At 50.2% G+C, this 14,767-nt stretch carries 14 protein-coding genes; 10 read left to right on the forward strand and 4 right to left on the reverse strand.

From position 1 onward, the window contains the following. Window positions 1-588: 588 nt before the first annotated feature. Window positions 589-2,748 (forward strand): bifunctional acyl-ACP--phospholipid O-acyltransferase/long-chain-fatty-acid--ACP ligase, encoded by a 2,160-nt coding sequence (aas, locus tag VJY99_RS13020; RefSeq protein WP_324119080.1) that lies wholly within the window; start codon window positions 589-591, stop codon window positions 2,746-2,748. Next, entirely contained in the window at window positions 2,741-3,937 is a 1,197-nt protein-coding gene (gene lplT / locus VJY99_RS13025; RefSeq protein ID WP_324119082.1) for a lysophospholipid transporter LplT, read from the forward strand. Before aas ends, lplT begins: the two co-directional genes overlap by 8 nt. A gap of 40 nt (window positions 3,938-3,977) precedes the next feature. Here lplT and VJY99_RS13030 read toward each other — a convergent pair whose 3' ends face one another. From VJY99_RS13030 to mutH, 4 genes are all read right to left on the reverse strand, one after another. Beyond that, window positions 3,978-5,018, reverse strand: a complete 1,041-nt coding sequence (locus VJY99_RS13030; protein ID WP_324119084.1) for an NADP(H)-dependent aldo-keto reductase — start codon at window positions 5,016-5,018, stop codon at window positions 3,978-3,980. 467 nt (window positions 5,019-5,485) lie between these two features. Continuing rightward, on the reverse strand, window positions 5,486-5,704 hold the full coding sequence (locus VJY99_RS13035) for a YgdI/YgdR family lipoprotein (protein WP_064543789.1): 219 nt from the start codon (window positions 5,702-5,704) through the stop codon (window positions 5,486-5,488). 126 nt (window positions 5,705-5,830) lie between these two features. Further along, entirely contained in the window at window positions 5,831-6,544 is a 714-nt protein-coding gene (locus tag VJY99_RS13040; RefSeq protein ID WP_324119086.1) for a TerC family protein, read from the reverse strand. Window positions 6,545-6,619: 75 nt separating this feature from the next. Next, the gene (mutH, locus tag VJY99_RS13045) at window positions 6,620-7,306 is read right to left on the reverse strand and encodes a DNA mismatch repair endonuclease MutH (protein WP_324119088.1); all 687 of its coding nucleotides are present in this window, start codon (window positions 7,304-7,306) and stop codon (window positions 6,620-6,622) included. A 686-nt stretch (window positions 7,307-7,992) separates the two neighbouring features. Between mutH and rppH the strand changes: the two genes are divergently transcribed. From rppH to VJY99_RS13085, 8 genes are all read left to right on the forward strand, one after another. Continuing rightward, the gene (gene rppH / locus VJY99_RS13050; protein WP_324119090.1) at window positions 7,993-8,523 is read left to right on the forward strand and encodes an RNA pyrophosphohydrolase; all 531 of its coding nucleotides are present in this window, start codon (window positions 7,993-7,995) and stop codon (window positions 8,521-8,523) included. Between the two features lie 11 nt (window positions 8,524-8,534). Continuing rightward, window positions 8,535-10,781: a phosphoenolpyruvate--protein phosphotransferase gene (ptsP, locus tag VJY99_RS13055; protein WP_324119092.1), complete on the forward strand. Its 2,247-nt coding sequence runs from the start codon at window positions 8,535-8,537 to the stop codon at window positions 10,779-10,781. A gap of 317 nt (window positions 10,782-11,098) precedes the next feature. Further along, window positions 11,099-11,974, forward strand: coding sequence for a prolipoprotein diacylglyceryl transferase (lgt, locus tag VJY99_RS13060; protein WP_324119094.1), 876 nt, complete (start codon window positions 11,099-11,101; stop codon window positions 11,972-11,974). Window positions 11,975-11,980: 6 nt separating this feature from the next. Next, the gene (gene thyA / locus VJY99_RS13065; protein ID WP_324119096.1) at window positions 11,981-12,775 is read left to right on the forward strand and encodes a thymidylate synthase; all 795 of its coding nucleotides are present in this window, start codon (window positions 11,981-11,983) and stop codon (window positions 12,773-12,775) included. Window positions 12,776-12,959: 184 nt separating this feature from the next. Further along, window positions 12,960-13,433, forward strand: coding sequence for a prepilin peptidase-dependent protein (locus VJY99_RS13070; RefSeq protein WP_324119098.1), 474 nt, complete (start codon window positions 12,960-12,962; stop codon window positions 13,431-13,433). After that, window positions 13,424-13,984, forward strand: a complete 561-nt coding sequence (locus VJY99_RS13075; RefSeq protein WP_324119100.1) for a prepilin peptidase-dependent protein — start codon at window positions 13,424-13,426, stop codon at window positions 13,982-13,984. The genes VJY99_RS13070 and VJY99_RS13075 overlap by 10 nt, the downstream gene beginning before the upstream one ends. Window positions 13,985-14,052: 68 nt before the next feature. Then, entirely contained in the window at window positions 14,053-14,442 is a 390-nt protein-coding gene (locus VJY99_RS13080) for a DUF2509 family protein (RefSeq protein WP_324119102.1), read from the forward strand. Then, window positions 14,424-14,765 (forward strand): prepilin-type N-terminal cleavage/methylation domain-containing protein, encoded by a 342-nt coding sequence (locus VJY99_RS13085; protein WP_324119104.1) that lies wholly within the window; start codon window positions 14,424-14,426, stop codon window positions 14,763-14,765. Before VJY99_RS13080 ends, VJY99_RS13085 begins: the two co-directional genes overlap by 19 nt. Window positions 14,766-14,767: the final 2 nt, after the last annotated feature.

The raw sequence follows: 14,767 nt of genomic DNA on the forward strand, positions 1-14,767 counted from the left end.
CTCATGCAAAATGCAGCCATTTTAAGTGTAATCGTTACACTTATATTATCCCGAAATTCAAGCGCAGCGGCATCAAGAGGCATGTTCTGGATTTTTAAAGATTTCAGACCAAATCTTTGCTTACAGTTTGCATCCCGCTGTTGCTATTTCGACATGGCGAATAATCACAAGTCACTGCTACATTTGAAGTCCCAGAGGTATTGATAGGTGATGTCAGCATCTAATGCTGATCACAGTAATTACACCAACCTGCGCAGATGCGCAGGTTTTTTTTGCCCAAAATTTTCCCTTGTGTAACAGGAACAGACGTTTTAAACACCTGGTTGCACTTTCCGCTAATTCCCTTGCTTTTTCTCACTGGTGAGCCTGTCCAGAGTGCGCCACAATTCAAATCCCAGAGGTATTGATTGGTGAGAATTCTCGGTACGTTATTAAGTACAATTCTTTTGCACCAACCTGCGCAGATGCGCAGGTTTTTTTTTGCCCTGTTTCTGCCCCTGTTTCACTCTCGCGCCATCAAGGTGACTCGTGTAATCTGCTGCAACTACACTCAAGTGTCTGCACAGACTCACGACAAAGGGAGTTGCTATGCTATTTGGTTTTTTCCGTACGCTATTTCGTATTTTGTTCAGGGTGCGACTTTATGGCGATCATCAAGTCCTCTCCCAATCACGCGTTTTGATCGTCCCCAATCACGTTTCATTTATTGACGGGATTTTGTTAGCGCTGTTTTTACCGGTGCGCCCGGTTTTCGCCGTCTATTCTTCCATTAGCCAGCAGTGGTATATACGTTGGCTGAAATCACTGATTGATTTTGTGCCAATAGACCCGACAAAACCGATGTCGATTAAACATCTGGTGCGTTTGGTGGAGCAGGGCCGTCCGGTGGTTATCTTCCCCGAAGGGCGTATTTCGGTTTCTGGTTCATTGATGAAAATCTATGAAGGAGCCGGGTTTGTTGCCGCAAAATCGAAAGCGACCGTTATTCCTATTCGCATTGATGGTGCTGAACTGACTTTTTTTAGCCGCCTGAAAGGGCTGGTAAAGCGCCGCTTATTCCCACGTATTAGCCTACATATTTTGCCTCCGACCTCGGTTCCGATGCCAGACGCACCTCGTGCACGAGAGCGCCGCAAAATGGCCGGAGAAATGCTGCATCAAATAATGATGGAAGCGCGAATGGCGGTGCGTCCACGTGAGACATTGTTTGAGGCATTACTCGCCGCGCAGTATCGTTACGGCGAGCGTAAAAACTGTATCGAAGACATTAATTTCAAACCCGACACATATCGTAGTTTGCTGACCAAAACGCTGTTTGTCGGGCGTATTCTGAATAAATACACCGCTCCTGGCGAAACGATTGGCCTGATGTTGCCGAATGCGGCCATCAGCGCGGCGGTAATTTTTGGTGCGTCGTCGCGCGGACGAATTCCGGCAATGATGAACTACACAGCCGGTGTGAAAGGGTTGACCAGTGCCATCACTGCCGCACAACTCAAAACCATTTTCACTTCGCGTCAGTTCCTCGATAAAGGCAAGTTATGGCATTTGCCGGAACAACTCACTCAGGTGCGCTGGGTGTTTCTGGAAGATTTAAAAGCCGATGTTACGCTTGCTGATAAAGCATGGATTTTCAGCCATTTATTGCTGCCACGCCTGGCTCAGGTTAAACAGCAGCCCGAAGATGCGGCGATGGTGCTGTTTACCTCCGGTTCGGAAGGTAATCCAAAAGGCGTGGTACATAGCCATAAGAGTTTACTGGCGAATGTTGAGCAAATTCGTACCATCGCGGACTTTACCGCCAACGACCGTTTTATGTCGGCACTGCCGCTGTTCCACTCGTTTGGTCTGACGGTCGGCTTATTGACTCCGTTGTTCACTGGTGCTGAAGTGTTCCTCTATCCGAGCCCGCTGCATTATCGCATTGTGCCGGAACTGGTTTATGACCGTAACTGCACCGTGTTGTTTGGCACCTCGACCTTCCTCGGCAACTATGCACGTTTCGCCAATCCCTATGACTTTTACCGCCTGCGTTACGTGGTAGCGGGAGCGGAAAAACTCCAGGAAAGCACTAAGCAGCTGTGGCAGGATAAATTTGGCCTGCGCATTCTGGAAGGTTATGGCGTGACGGAATGTGCGCCAGTGGTTTCAATTAACGTTCCAATGGCGGCAAAAGTCGGCACGGTGGGGCGTATTCTGCCGGCGATGGATGCCCGTCTGATGGCGGTACCGGGTATTGAAGACGGTGGGCGGCTGCAACTGAAAGGGCCGAACATCATGAAAGGCTATCTGCGTGTCGAAAACCCAGGCGTGCTGGAAGCGCCGAGTGCTGAAAATGCGCAGGGTGAAGTGGAGCCGGGCTGGTATGACACGGGGGATATTGTCAAATTTGATGAGCACGGTTTTTGTGTGATTCAGGGGCGCGCTAAACGCTTTGCCAAAATTGCCGGTGAAATGATTTCACTGGAAATGGTTGAGCAACTGGCACTGGGTGTTTCACCTGAGAAAATGCATGCAACTGTTATCAAAACTGACGCGGCGAAGGGTGAAGCTTTGGTCATGTTCACCACGGATAACGAACTCAATCGTGAAAAACTGCTGCAATATGCTCGCGCCAATGGCGTGCCTGAACTGGCCATACCACGCGATATCCGCTTCCTGAAACAGTTACCTGTATTGGGCAGCGGTAAACCTGATTTTGTCAGTCTCAAAACGCGGGTAGACCAACCGGAGACAGAGAATGCGTGATAGCGCCGTGGAAGATACCTCTATTTGGTCCAGAGGCATGATGGCAGTCACCTGCGCGCAGTTTTTATCGGCGTTTGGTGATAATGCTTTGCTGTTTGCCACACTGGCGGTACTGAAGCAGCAGTTCTATCCCGACTGGAGCCAGCCAGTTTTGCAGATGGTGTTTGTTGGTGCTTACATTTTGTTTGCTCCGTTTGTCGGGCAGGTGGCTGATAGCTTTGCCAAAGGGCGAGTGATGATGTTTGCCAACAGCCTCAAGCTAATCGGCGCGGCGGTAATCTGTTTTGGCCTCAATCCCTTTCTTGGTTACACGCTGGTGGGGATTGGTGCGGCGACTTATTCACCGGCTAAATACGGGATTCTTGGCGAACTCACGACCGGTGACCGTCTGGTGAAGGCAAACGGTCTGATGGAATCATCGACCATTGCCGCAATCTTGTTGGGTTCGATGGCGGGTGGGGTGCTGGCAGATTGGCATCTTGTTGCGGCACTTGGCGTATGTGTGCTGGTGTATGCTGGCGCGGTAGTCGCTAATATTTTTATTCCGAGGCTTGCGCCAGCCCGTCCAGGGCAGTCCTGGCGCTTGACCCCAATAACCCGCAGTTTCTTCACGGCTTGCCGTACACTTTGGCACAATGGTGAAACACGCTTCTCGTTAGTTGGCACCAGTTTGTTCTGGGGGGCGGGCGTGACGTTGCGTTTCTTACTGGTTTTATGGGTGCCGGTGGCACTGGGAATAACCGATAACGCGACGCCCACTTATCTGAATGCCATGGTTGCCGTGGGCATTGTGGTGGGTGCGGGAACAGCCGCAAAACTCGTTACGCTTAAAACCGTGGCGCGGTGTATGCCTGCAGGCATTTTGATTGGTGTGGGCGTGTTGTTTTTTGCCATGCAAAACGCATTGCTGCCATCCTACATTCTATTAGTGCTTATTGGTTTCATGGGCGGGTTCTTCGTGGTTCCACTCAATGCGTTACTTCAGGAACGGGGTAAACATTCGGTGGGGGCGGGCAATGCCATTGCGGTGCAAAATCTTGGTGAAAATACCGCGATGTTGCTGATGTTGGGGCTTTTCTCTCTGGCGGTAAAGATCGGCGCACCGATTATCGGCATTGGGATTGGCTTCGGGGCGGTGTTTGCGCTGGCTATTGCTGGGTTGTGGGTTTGGCAGATTCGTCAGAAATAGAATGTATTCCCCTCTCCTTCAAGGAGAGGGGATTGATATATCAAGGTGCCGGGTAGGTATAAACGCGGTTCACTGCTTCCAATTCTTCAAGCACCTCTTCGCTCAAATCCAGATGCAAGCTTTCAAGGTTAGTTTTCAACTGCTCCAGTGTGGTGGCACCTAACAGCGTGCTGGCGACAAATGGCTGGCGACGAACAAACGCCAACGCCATTTGTGCTGGGTCGAGATTATGTCGCTTGGCAATATCGACATAAGCGGCGACCGCATGTTGAGCTTGTTCACCGCTATAGCGCGTGAAACGGCTAAACAATGTGTTGCGCGCACCAGCAGGTTTGGCTCCGTTGAGATATTTACCGGTCAGAGTACCGAACGCCAGGCAAGAATAGGCCAGCAACTCCACACCTTCGCGCTGAGTGATTTCCGCCAGCCCCACCTCAAAGCTGCGGTTCACTAGACTGTACGGGTTCTGGATGGTGACGATACGCGGTAAATCATGCTTTTCTGCTAATTGCAGATAACGCATTACGCCCCATGGCGTTTCGTTGGAAACACCGATGTAACGAATTTTCCCAGCGCGCTGGAACTCAGTCAGTGCTTCAAGGGTTTCAAGCAGCGTGACCGGGACGGCGTTATCGGTCCACGTATAACCCAGTTTGCCAAAACAGTTAGTGGCGCGTTGCGGCCAGTGAACTTGATAGAGATCGATATAGTCGGTTTGCAGACGTTTCAGGCTGGCATCCAGGGCATCACGAATATTTCTGCGATCCAGTATCTGATTAGGGCGAATGCCTGCGTCGTTATTGCGGCTTGGGCCGCTGACTTTGCTGGCAATAATCAGCTTCTCGCGATTCGCACGCTTTTGTAGCCAGTTGCCGACATAAGTTTCGGTTAGCCCTTGTGTCTCCGGACGTGGCGGGACGGGGTACATTTCAGCAACATCAATGAGGTTAACGCCCTGCTGGACGGCGTAATCAAGCTGTGCATGCGCGTCGGCTTCGCTGTTTTGCTCACCAAACGTCATGGTTCCCAGCCCTAGCGTACTTATTTCAAGAGAGCTGTGGGGGATACGGTGATATTGCATAGCCGCTTTCCTTATTCTTCTGACTAATCGGTCAGGCACGTGCCCGACAAAAAATGGACTAATACCCAAAATAATCCGAGCTGCATCGCGGCGGCAAGATAATGAATCCCGATGAGCTTACATAAGTAAGTGATTCGGGTGAATAAACGTAGCCAACAATGATGCAGCTTGAAGTATGACGGGTATAAACATGGCAGAGCGGAGGCAAAAGCGGAAGAGGGTAAGCGAAGAAAAAGTATTACAGGCCAGCGAGGCGCTGCGCGTCTGGTGCCCAATATATTTCAAACTTCAGGAAGGCGGCAAACGAGTCAATCCCGATGAGCTTACTCTGGTAAGTGATTATTCGTCCCATCCATGGACTTCACCCCTTCGGGACGCTGGTAACGGCGTTCAAATCTGCTCCCGGCAGATTTGTCGGGTGAGCGAGAGCAGCCAACGCATCTGCAGCTTGAAAGATGAAGGGAACCCTAGCGTTCAATGATTTGTGAAACATCATCGCGATTAATCTGCATCTCGTTGCCTTGCTGATCGCGATAGCTGACTAAGCCTGTGTCGTCATCGACTTTGGGTTTACCGTCGGTCAGGATCATACGGCCATCTTTGGTCGCCATTACGTAATCACTGCTACAGCCGGAAACCGCAAATGCCAGACCGACCGCGGAAATAAGAACTGCCCATTTTTTCATTGTTATTCGCCTCGTGTGGTATGGAATGACATATACAGTCTAGTAATAACTCGGCTTGATGAAGATGATAAGCAGTAAATTCTTAAAAGAAACAGAGGGGAAACGAGAAAGCTTCCCCTGTGTAGGTTACAGCGGGTTCTTTTTGTTGCGAATCAGGTTCAATGTTTCTACGGCGATTGAGAAGAACATCGCAAAGTAGATGTAACCTTTCGGCACATGAATATCGAAGCTTTCAAGCATCAGCGTAAAGCCGACCAGCAGCAGGAATGCTAGTGCTAACATTTTCACCGACGGATGACGTTCAACGAAATCGCCAATCGGTTTTGCGGCAAACATCATCACCATCACCGCAATCACTACCGCTGCCATCATGATGAAAAGATGATCAGACAGGCCGACGGCGGTAATCACTGAATCGAGGCTGAAAATAATATCCAGCAGCATGATTTGCACGATGGCGCCAAAGAAAGAGTGAACGTTGGTTTTTATCCCTTCTTCTTGACCTTCGATGGATTCGTGAACCTCTTTGCTCGCCTTCCAGATTAAGAACACGCCACCCAACAGCAAAATCAGGTCTCGGGCAGAGAGTTCATTGCCCAACACGCTAAACAGGGGTTTGACTAAGTGCGTCATCCAGGCGATAGACGCCAGCAGAACCAGACGCATAATCATTGCGGCACCCAGCCCCAGGCGTCGAGCTTTGGCCTGTTGAGCGATAGGAAGCTTCGCCACGATTAACGAGAGAAAAATGATATTGTCGATACCCAGAACGATTTCCAGAATCGTCAGAGTACCCAGCGCCATCCACGCATTAGGATCGGTAATCCATGCAAACAACATTAAAAAATCCTGCCTGAAATTTATAAAACGCCAATTATAAACGTCAGTCAGTAGCTGGGTGCAAGTTAAATGAATCTACAACAAGAAATGATTAGCCAGCAGAGCAGCCGTAAAGTTCTTTTTCAGGTAAAAACCGCGAGGCAACGTCAGGATGGGTGCGCCATCGGCACCGATTGCATCGGTTAGCGCTTTGCTGTTGGCGGCTTTCGGGCGTAACTGCAACACTTCCCCATGGCGGGCAGTAATGCGTTCGACCTGGCCCAGCACAATTAAATCCATCAACTCTTCCCAGTCCATACGCAACTGACGCTCTTCTGCTGCCGAAGGTGCCCAAAGTAACGGTGAGCCTATATGTCTTTCAGCCAGCGGTATTTGCCGCTCCCCTTCAACAGGGATCCACAGCACACGTTTTAACTTGTGGCGCACATGGCTGGTTTCCCAAATCACCCCAGTATTGCCCGTAAGCGGGGCGACACAGACAAAGGTGGTTTCCAGTGGGCGACCCGTTCTATCAACAGGGATCGTTTTTAACTCGATACCCAACGCGGCGAAATCTTGCTCGGGTTTGCTTCCGGCGCTGGCTCCTAGCCACAATTCGAGCAAAACGCCGATCCAACCTTTGTCGCGTTTAAGATCTTTTGGGATCGGTAAATTGGCTAACGCCGCTAATTCACCCAGCGTATAGCCAGCCAGTTTCTGGGCTTGAGCCAGTAAGATCTGTTCGTTTTCTGGAGGGGTAAGTAAAGGACGAAGTGCTTCCATTGTGCCTGACTGCTGATCGGTTAAAAAACGAACGTGGTTTGCCCACAAGATGGAAATAGTTTAGCGTGTCGGGGATAAGAATGACAATGTACTGATTTTGAATCATTTTTATCGCCAAAAATTCTCAATTTTCAATTGGGCAAAAACCTTTTCCCATTCTGGTCACCGGCAATGAACAGGATCTTACACCGGGTTATCCACAGAAAAATGGGATAACTGATAAAAAAGCTCACTACTGGTTCGATTTACAGCCTTGACTGGGGGGTAAAACCCATTTTTTCACCAGTTTGTGACTAACTTGTTGGCACAATCTGTGGATAAAAACGTCATTGGTCGATCTTTCATCAATGAGAGATCCTGGTATGTGACGATCATCACACTACCGAGTTCAAAAGTCATTATTAACTCTTTATTTAATTGAAAGTATTGAGTATTTTATTTATGAGTTGTGGCGGGGTTTTAGAGTTATCCTAAGTTGTCCCGAGAGTATTAGGTAGTTCTTCACAGTTATATCCACAGAAAAAGTGAATAAACTCCCTGCTCCAAACGGCCTAATGTTTATAACTCGGTCATATTTTGTGAGTTATTCAATTGTTATTCCTTCTGGCAACCGTTACACAGTGGTTTACCGTCTAGCGCTTGTATGAAACAATCGCCCTAATCTAAGTTTGTTTTGAGGTAGTCCGGTGATCGATGATGATGGCTACCGCCCGAATGTTGGTATCGTAATTTGTAATCGGCAGGGTCAAGTGATGTGGGCCAGGCGTTTTGGTCAACATTCCTGGCAGTTTCCGCAAGGTGGCATCAATCCTGGCGAATCCCCGGAACAGGCAATGTACCGGGAGCTTTTCGAGGAAGTGGGTTTACAGCGAAAAGATGTCCGAATACTCGCCTCGACCCGAAATTGGTTACGTTACAAGTTACCTAAACGTTTGGTGCGTTGGGACACAAAGCCGGTTTGTATCGGCCAGAAACAAAAATGGTTTCTCTTGCAGTTGATCAGTAGCGATAACGATATCAATATGCAAACCAGCAGTACCCCAGAGTTTGATGGATGGCGCTGGGTTAGCTATTGGTATCCGGTTCGTCAGGTTGTCTCCTTTAAACGCGATGTTTATCGTCGGGTGATGAAAGAGTTTGCAAGCGTTGTAATGCCGCTGCAGGAAGTTACGCCACCACGTAATAGCGCGCCTGCTTGGCGACGTAAAAGAGGTTAAGTCACGCAAAAATGCTCACCCGTTTGCGAGAAATAGTCGAGAAGGTTGCCAGTGCTCCGCGCCTCAATGAGGCGCTGGACATTCTGGTTACAGATATCTGCCTTGCGATGGACACCGAGGTATGCTCGGTTTATCTCGCAGATCATGATCGACGTTGTTTTTACTTGATGGCAACGCGCGGCCTTAAAAAGCCGCGTGGTCGCACCGTCACACTCGCATTTGATGAAGGCATCGTCGGGTTAGTTGGCCGTCTTGCAGAACCGATAAACCTTGCCGATGCGCAAAAGCACCCCAGCTTTAAATATGTTCCAGCAGTAAAAGAGGAACGTTTTCGAGCCTTCCTTGGGGTGCCAATCATCCAGCGACGCCAGTTGCTGGGCGTGCTGGTGGTGCAACAACGTGAGCACCGACAATATGATGAAAGCGAGGAGTCCTTCCTCGTCACGCTCGCCACACAAATGGCAGCCATCCTCTCTCAATCACAGTTAGCCGCCTTATTTGGCCAGTTTCGTCAGACGCGTATTCGGGCATTGCCTGCATCGCCTGGTGTTGCGATTGCTGAAGGGTGGATGGACTCAACGCTCCCGTTAATGGAGCAAGTGTTTGAAGCGTCGACACTTGATACCATACTTGAGCGGGAACGTCTTACTGCAGCACTTGAAGAAGCGTCCAACGAGTTTCGTCGTTACAGCAAACGTTTTGCGGCGGGAGCCCAGAAAGAAACTGCGGCTATCTTTGACCTCTATTCGCACCTGTTAACCGATGCTCGTCTTCGTCGAGAATTATTCGAAGAAGTGGATAAAGGCTCGGTGGCGGAATGGGCGGTTAAAAAAGTTATCGAAAAGTTTGCTGAGCAATTCGCAAGCCTCACGGACAACTATTTAAAAGAACGTGCAGGCGATTTACGTACCCTCGGCCAACGCCTGTTATTCCATCTTGATGACACCATCCAGAGCCCAAACACCTGGCCTGAACGCTTCGTGTTGGTGGCGGATGAATTATCCGCGACGACCCTTGCCGAACTGCCGCAAAACCGCCTGGTTGGGGTGGTGGTGCGCGATGGTGCGGCGAACTCACACGCAGCGATTATGGTGCGTGCGTTGGGTATCCCAACGGTTATGGGGGCGGACATCCAACCTTCGGTGCTACATCGCCGTACTTTAATTGTGGATGGCTACCGTGGTGAATTGCTGGTTGATCCGGAAGCGGTTCTGTTGCAGGAATACCAGCGGCTTATTACCGAAGAGAACGAACTTAGCCGCCTGGTCGAGGATGGCGTTGATAGCCCCGCTGCGCTGAAAAGCGGTGAGCGTGTGCAGGTGATGTTGAACGCGGGTTTAAGCCCAGAACATGAACAACTGCTTGGCAGCCGCATTGATGGCATCGGTTTGTATCGCACCGAAATCCCCTTCATGCTGCAAAGTGGTTTCCCATCGGAAGAAGAGCAGGTCGCCCAGTACCAGGGCATGTTGCAGATGTTTAACGAAAAGCCCGTCACGCTGCGAACGCTCGATGTTGGCGCGGATAAACAACTGCCGTACATGCCAATCAGTGAAGAAAACCCATGTCTTGGCTGGCGTGGGATCCGTATCACGCTTGACCAACCCGAGATTTTCCTGGTGCAGGTGCGCGCCATGCTGCGTGCAAATGCCGCCACTGGCAACCTGAGCATTCTGCTGCCGATGATCACCAGCATCGACGAGATAGACGAAGCGCGTCGGCTGATAGACCGCGCTGGGCGCGAAGTAGAAGAAGTGCTCGGCTACGAGTTACCCAAACTACGTATTGGCATAATGGTTGAAGTCCCATCCATGGTGTTCATGTTGGGGCATCTTGCCAGTCGCGTTGACTTCATCTCTGTCGGCACTAATGACTTAACGCAATATTTACTGGCAGTCGACCGTAACAACACCCGCGTTGCAAGCCTCTATGACAGCCTGCACCCAGCGATGCTGCGCGCATTGAATCATATTGCTAAAGAAGCTGAACGTAACGGTATCGATCTCTGCCTTTGCGGTGAAATGGCGGGCGACCCAATGTGCGTTGCGCTGCTCATTGGTTTGGGCTATCGCCATTTGTCGATGAACGGCCGTTCAGTGGCGCGTGTTAAATATTTGCTGCGCCACATTAGTCTGGATGAAGTGCAAATACTGGCACAGCGGAGCCTTGAAGCGCAGCTAGCGACAGAAGTGCGCCATCAAGTCGCGTCCTTCATGGAGCGTCGTGGTATGGGCGGTTTGATTCGCGGCGGACGCTAGTACCTATTCCATTAGGCTATTTCATTTGTCATTTTGAAGCTGGGCAGTGCTCACAATCCTCACGTACTACGTGTACGCTGCGGTTGTTGCGCGCTGTCCGTGTTCAAATGCCTGTAACAATAACGCCTACTGGAAAGGTGCTAAGGCACTCGTCATTTCATTTCCACCTTCGTTATTACATATCTTTTACAACTTCCGCGACTTAACCCCTGAGCCCTTTGTGCTATGATCCGCTGCTTTCGGAGCGCATTCGCACAGATGCGTACTTGCAACCCATCGTCGACTTTCGATGGGGTAACAATGGTTTGTGGTGACAGATGAATAGTGGCTATCTGCATTTCCCTGAATTTGACCCGGTGATTTTTTCCATTGGGCCAGTCTCTTTGCACTGGTACGGAGTCATGTACCTGGTCGGCTTCGTGTTTGCCATGTGGCTTGCCGGTCGTCGTGCCAAAAAACCAGGCAGCGGTTGGACGAAAGACGAAGTCGAAAACCTGCTGTATGCCGGCTTCCTGGGTGTATTCCTCGGCGGGCGTCTTGGTTATGTATTCTTCTACAACCTGCCTTCTTTCCTTGCTGATCCACTATACCTGTTTAGAGTCTGGGATGGCGGTATGTCCTTCCACGGTGGGCTGGTGGGGGTTATCTGCGTGATGATCTGGTTCGCGCGTCGAACTCATCGCTCCTTCTTCCAGGTTGCTGATTTCATTGCACCACTGATTCCATTTGGCTTGGGTGCCGGTCGTCTTGGTAACTTCATCAATGGTGAGTTGTGGGGCCGTGTTGATCCTAACTCCCAGTGGGCGATGCTGTTCCCGGGTTCGCGCGGTGAAGATATCAGCCTGTTGGCGACGCACCCTGAATGGCAGTCGTTGTTTAACGCCTACGGTGTCTTGCCACGTCATCCTTCTCAGCTTTACGAAATGGTTCTGGAAGGTATCGTACTGTTCATCATCCTTAACCTGTATATCCGTAAGCCACGTCCAATGGGGGCTGTTTCCGGCCTGTTCATGATTGGCTATGGCGCTTTCCGTATCATCGTTGAATTCTTCCGCCAGCCGGATTCACAGTTTACCGGTGAGTGGGTACAGTACATCAGCATGGGGCAAATCCTCTCGATTCCGATGATTGTGGCCGGTGTGATTATGATGGTTTGGGCGTATCGTCGTCGCCCACAGCAACAGCTTTCGTGAGGAAACATGCAACAATATCTTGATTTGATGAAACATGTGTTGGAAAACGGCACACCAAAAAATGACCGTACGGGTACGGGTACGCTGTCGATTTTCGGTCATCAGATGCGCTTCAATTTGCAAGATGGTTTCCCTCTGGTGACCACTAAGCGCTGCCATTTACGCTCCATCATTCATGAACTGCTGTGGTTCCTGAAAGGGGATACCAACGTCGCATACCTGCACGAAAACAATGTCTCAATTTGGGACGAATGGGCAGATGAAAATGGCGATCTTGGCCCAGTTTATGGCAAACAGTGGCGCTCCTGGGCAACCCCTGATGGTCGTTACATCGATCAGTTAACCACGGTGATTAACCAGCTTAAAAATGATCCAGATTCGCGCCGCATTATTGTTTCGGCGTGGAATGTGGGTGAACTGGATAAAATGGCTTTAGCTCCGTGCCATGCGTTCTTCCAGTTCTACGTGGCTGACGGCAAGCTTTCTTGCCAGCTTTACCAGCGTTCGTGTGACATCTTCCTTGGCCTGCCGTTTAATATCGCCAGCTATGCGTTACTGGTGCATATGATGGCGCAACAGTGCTCTCTGGAAGTGGGTGACTTTGTCTGGACGGGTGGCGATACTCATTTGTACAGTAACCACCTGGAGCAAACGCGTTTGCAGTTAACGCGTGAACCCCGTGCTTTACCAAAACTGGTTATCAAACGTAAACCTGAGTCCCTGTTTGACTATCATTTCGATGATTTCGAAATTGAAGGCTACGATCCTCATCCAGCAATCAAAGCCCCTGTCGCTATCTAACGTGTGACAGCCTGCCATAACCGGTGCCACTTGTGCGCCGGTTTTTTTTGCTCGCGTTATGGTGTTGCGAGTCTCCTTCCAGCACTTCTGAAACATTCAGCAACAGCACAACTTTCCTTCGAGACATCCCGAGAATCCAACCTTCTTCAGTAGCGAAGAATTTGGTGGCTGGCACACTGCCGCCATGAAGACAAAACAACATGGATTTAGCTTGATAGAAATGATGGTGGTGATGGTTATTGTCGCAACGCTTAGCGCAGGGGGTGTGTATGGCTGGCAACAATGGCAGCAACAGCAGCGAATGTGGATTACCACCCAACATATTCGTCATTTTCTCGAACAGCTTCGCAGCGATGCCAATTGGCATAATCGTGACCATTTGCTCGCGGTGAATCGCCCCGGGAAAACGTGGTGCCTATCCAGCAAGCTAATTGAAGCAAACCGATGTTTGTCTGAAGGGCGCTGGAGGTTGATTCAACCTTTTGCAGATGTCGATATTACCGAGGCAACGGCAGGACTAGGATTTTACGGTCTTAGAAATACCGCCTGGCCGGGCCATATCACGTTGCAAAGTGCGGCAGGAAAATGGCGCGTGGTGCTCTCAGTTCAGGGACGAATCCGTGTTTGTGAGGTTATCGGGAGTAACAAATGCAGTTAAACCAGCAAGGATTTACTTTACTTGAAACGCTCATCGCGATGGCATTAAGTAGCATGGTTCTGCTGGGTGCAGGTCGATTATTTCCGGTTCTTCAACGTGCTGTGTTGCAGCAGTATCAGAAAGAAACAGTGCAAGAATCGTTGTGGCAATTAGCGTTCAGTTTGGGAAAACAGTTACAGCGTGCAGGCTATTGCCACGGAAACTGCTCAGGGCAAGGACTGGTGTTGAGCAAAGGTGGGGAATGCGTTTTGTTGCAATGGGATAACAACAGCAACGGTCGCTGGGAACCTTCCAGCCATACTGAAACAGAGCAAACAGGCTTTCGGTTGAACGGTACCGATCTTGAAGCTTCGCGTGGAGCGACTCGTTGCGAAGGCGGTGGTTGGGAGAAATTATCTGACCCTGCCATGTTGGTCGTAGAGAAATTTATGGTGACCCGTTTGGCGCGCCATGGCATGTCACCCTTGTTGATTATCGACCTGTCTGGGGGCTCTAAAAATGGTCAAAACCCGGTGTCACTGCGCCATACTGTAGTGGGATATAACCTGTGAGCAGGCCATTGGAGCGGGGAAATATCACCCTTGGGTTTGTGTTGTTGCTGTTCGCTTTGGGGACCTTAATGTTGAGCGGATTACAGCAGCAGTTAAGCCATCAACGATTTCTGGTGGCCAGTGAAGTGGGTTTCCTTAAACAATATATCAGTGCTGTTTCCGCTCAGGCTTGGGGAGGCCAGTTATCGTGGCAATCTCAGCAATCCCAGCAATCCCAGCAATCTCAGCAATCCTGGCAGTGCCAGCAGCAGCCAGGAAAAGGCTGGAAAAGTTGTGTGCGGGTGGTTGAGAACAATGAAGCTGTTATGGCGGCATTCGGTATGGTATCGGGGCAAAAAATGCCGCTGATTCTTTGGGAATGGGGGACTCTGGTTAACTCGCAGTGGTCATCCGCGGCACATGGCTGGCTGGATTTTTGCCCTTTTACTGAGGTGTCACAATGTCAGCTTCCCCAGTGAAACCATCGCAGCGTGGATTTAGCCTGGTTGAAGTGCTTTGTGCTATGGCATTGTTTTCGGTGGTGATGTTGGCTCTGCTTGGCTATCACCGGGTTTTACAGCAGGGTTTTCAGTCTCAGTGGCAATTTCGGCAACTTTGGCGGCTTGCGGTGGAAATGAGTGAACCCGAATCCCCTTTACCTGCTGATGAATGGAAAGTCAGTCGGCAGCAGACATCGGTGGCTGGATGTGTCAGCATCGATGTTACGATTAAGAGTCCGGCAGGGCGAACTGGGCAGTTGTCACGGTTACATTGCCTGCAGAAAGAGAAAAGTCAGGAGTAGCG

The organism is Buttiauxella sp. (genome assembly GCF_035271705.1).
In the GTDB taxonomy this organism is placed as follows: Bacteria; Pseudomonadota; Gammaproteobacteria; order Enterobacterales; family Enterobacteriaceae; genus Buttiauxella.

Coding starts and splice junctions, on each gene's coding strand:
- aas (WP_324119080.1), top strand. CDS start 589: ATGCTATTTGGTTTTTTCCGTACGCTATTTCGTATTTTGTTCAGGGTG.
- lplT (WP_324119082.1), top strand. CDS start 2,741: ATGCGTGATAGCGCCGTGGAAGATACCTCTATTTGGTCCAGAGGCATG.
- VJY99_RS13030 (WP_324119084.1), bottom strand. CDS start 5,018: ATGCAATATCACCGTATCCCCCACAGCTCTCTTGAAATAAGTACGCTA.
- VJY99_RS13035 (WP_064543789.1), bottom strand. CDS start 5,704: ATGAAAAAATGGGCAGTTCTTATTTCCGCGGTCGGTCTGGCATTTGCG.
- VJY99_RS13040 (WP_324119086.1), bottom strand. CDS start 6,544: ATGTTGTTTGCATGGATTACCGATCCTAATGCGTGGATGGCGCTGGGT.
- mutH (WP_324119088.1), bottom strand. CDS start 7,306: ATGGAAGCACTTCGTCCTTTACTTACCCCTCCAGAAAACGAACAGATC.
- ptsP (WP_324119092.1), top strand. CDS start 8,535: ATGCTCACCCGTTTGCGAGAAATAGTCGAGAAGGTTGCCAGTGCTCCG.
- lgt (WP_324119094.1), top strand. CDS start 11,099: ATGAATAGTGGCTATCTGCATTTCCCTGAATTTGACCCGGTGATTTTT.
- thyA (WP_324119096.1), top strand. CDS start 11,981: ATGCAACAATATCTTGATTTGATGAAACATGTGTTGGAAAACGGCACA.
- VJY99_RS13070 (WP_324119098.1), top strand. CDS start 12,960: ATGAAGACAAAACAACATGGATTTAGCTTGATAGAAATGATGGTGGTG.
- VJY99_RS13075 (WP_324119100.1), top strand. CDS start 13,424: ATGCAGTTAAACCAGCAAGGATTTACTTTACTTGAAACGCTCATCGCG.
- VJY99_RS13080 (WP_324119102.1), top strand. CDS start 14,053: ATGTTGAGCGGATTACAGCAGCAGTTAAGCCATCAACGATTTCTGGTG.
- VJY99_RS13085 (WP_324119104.1), top strand. CDS start 14,424: ATGTCAGCTTCCCCAGTGAAACCATCGCAGCGTGGATTTAGCCTGGTT.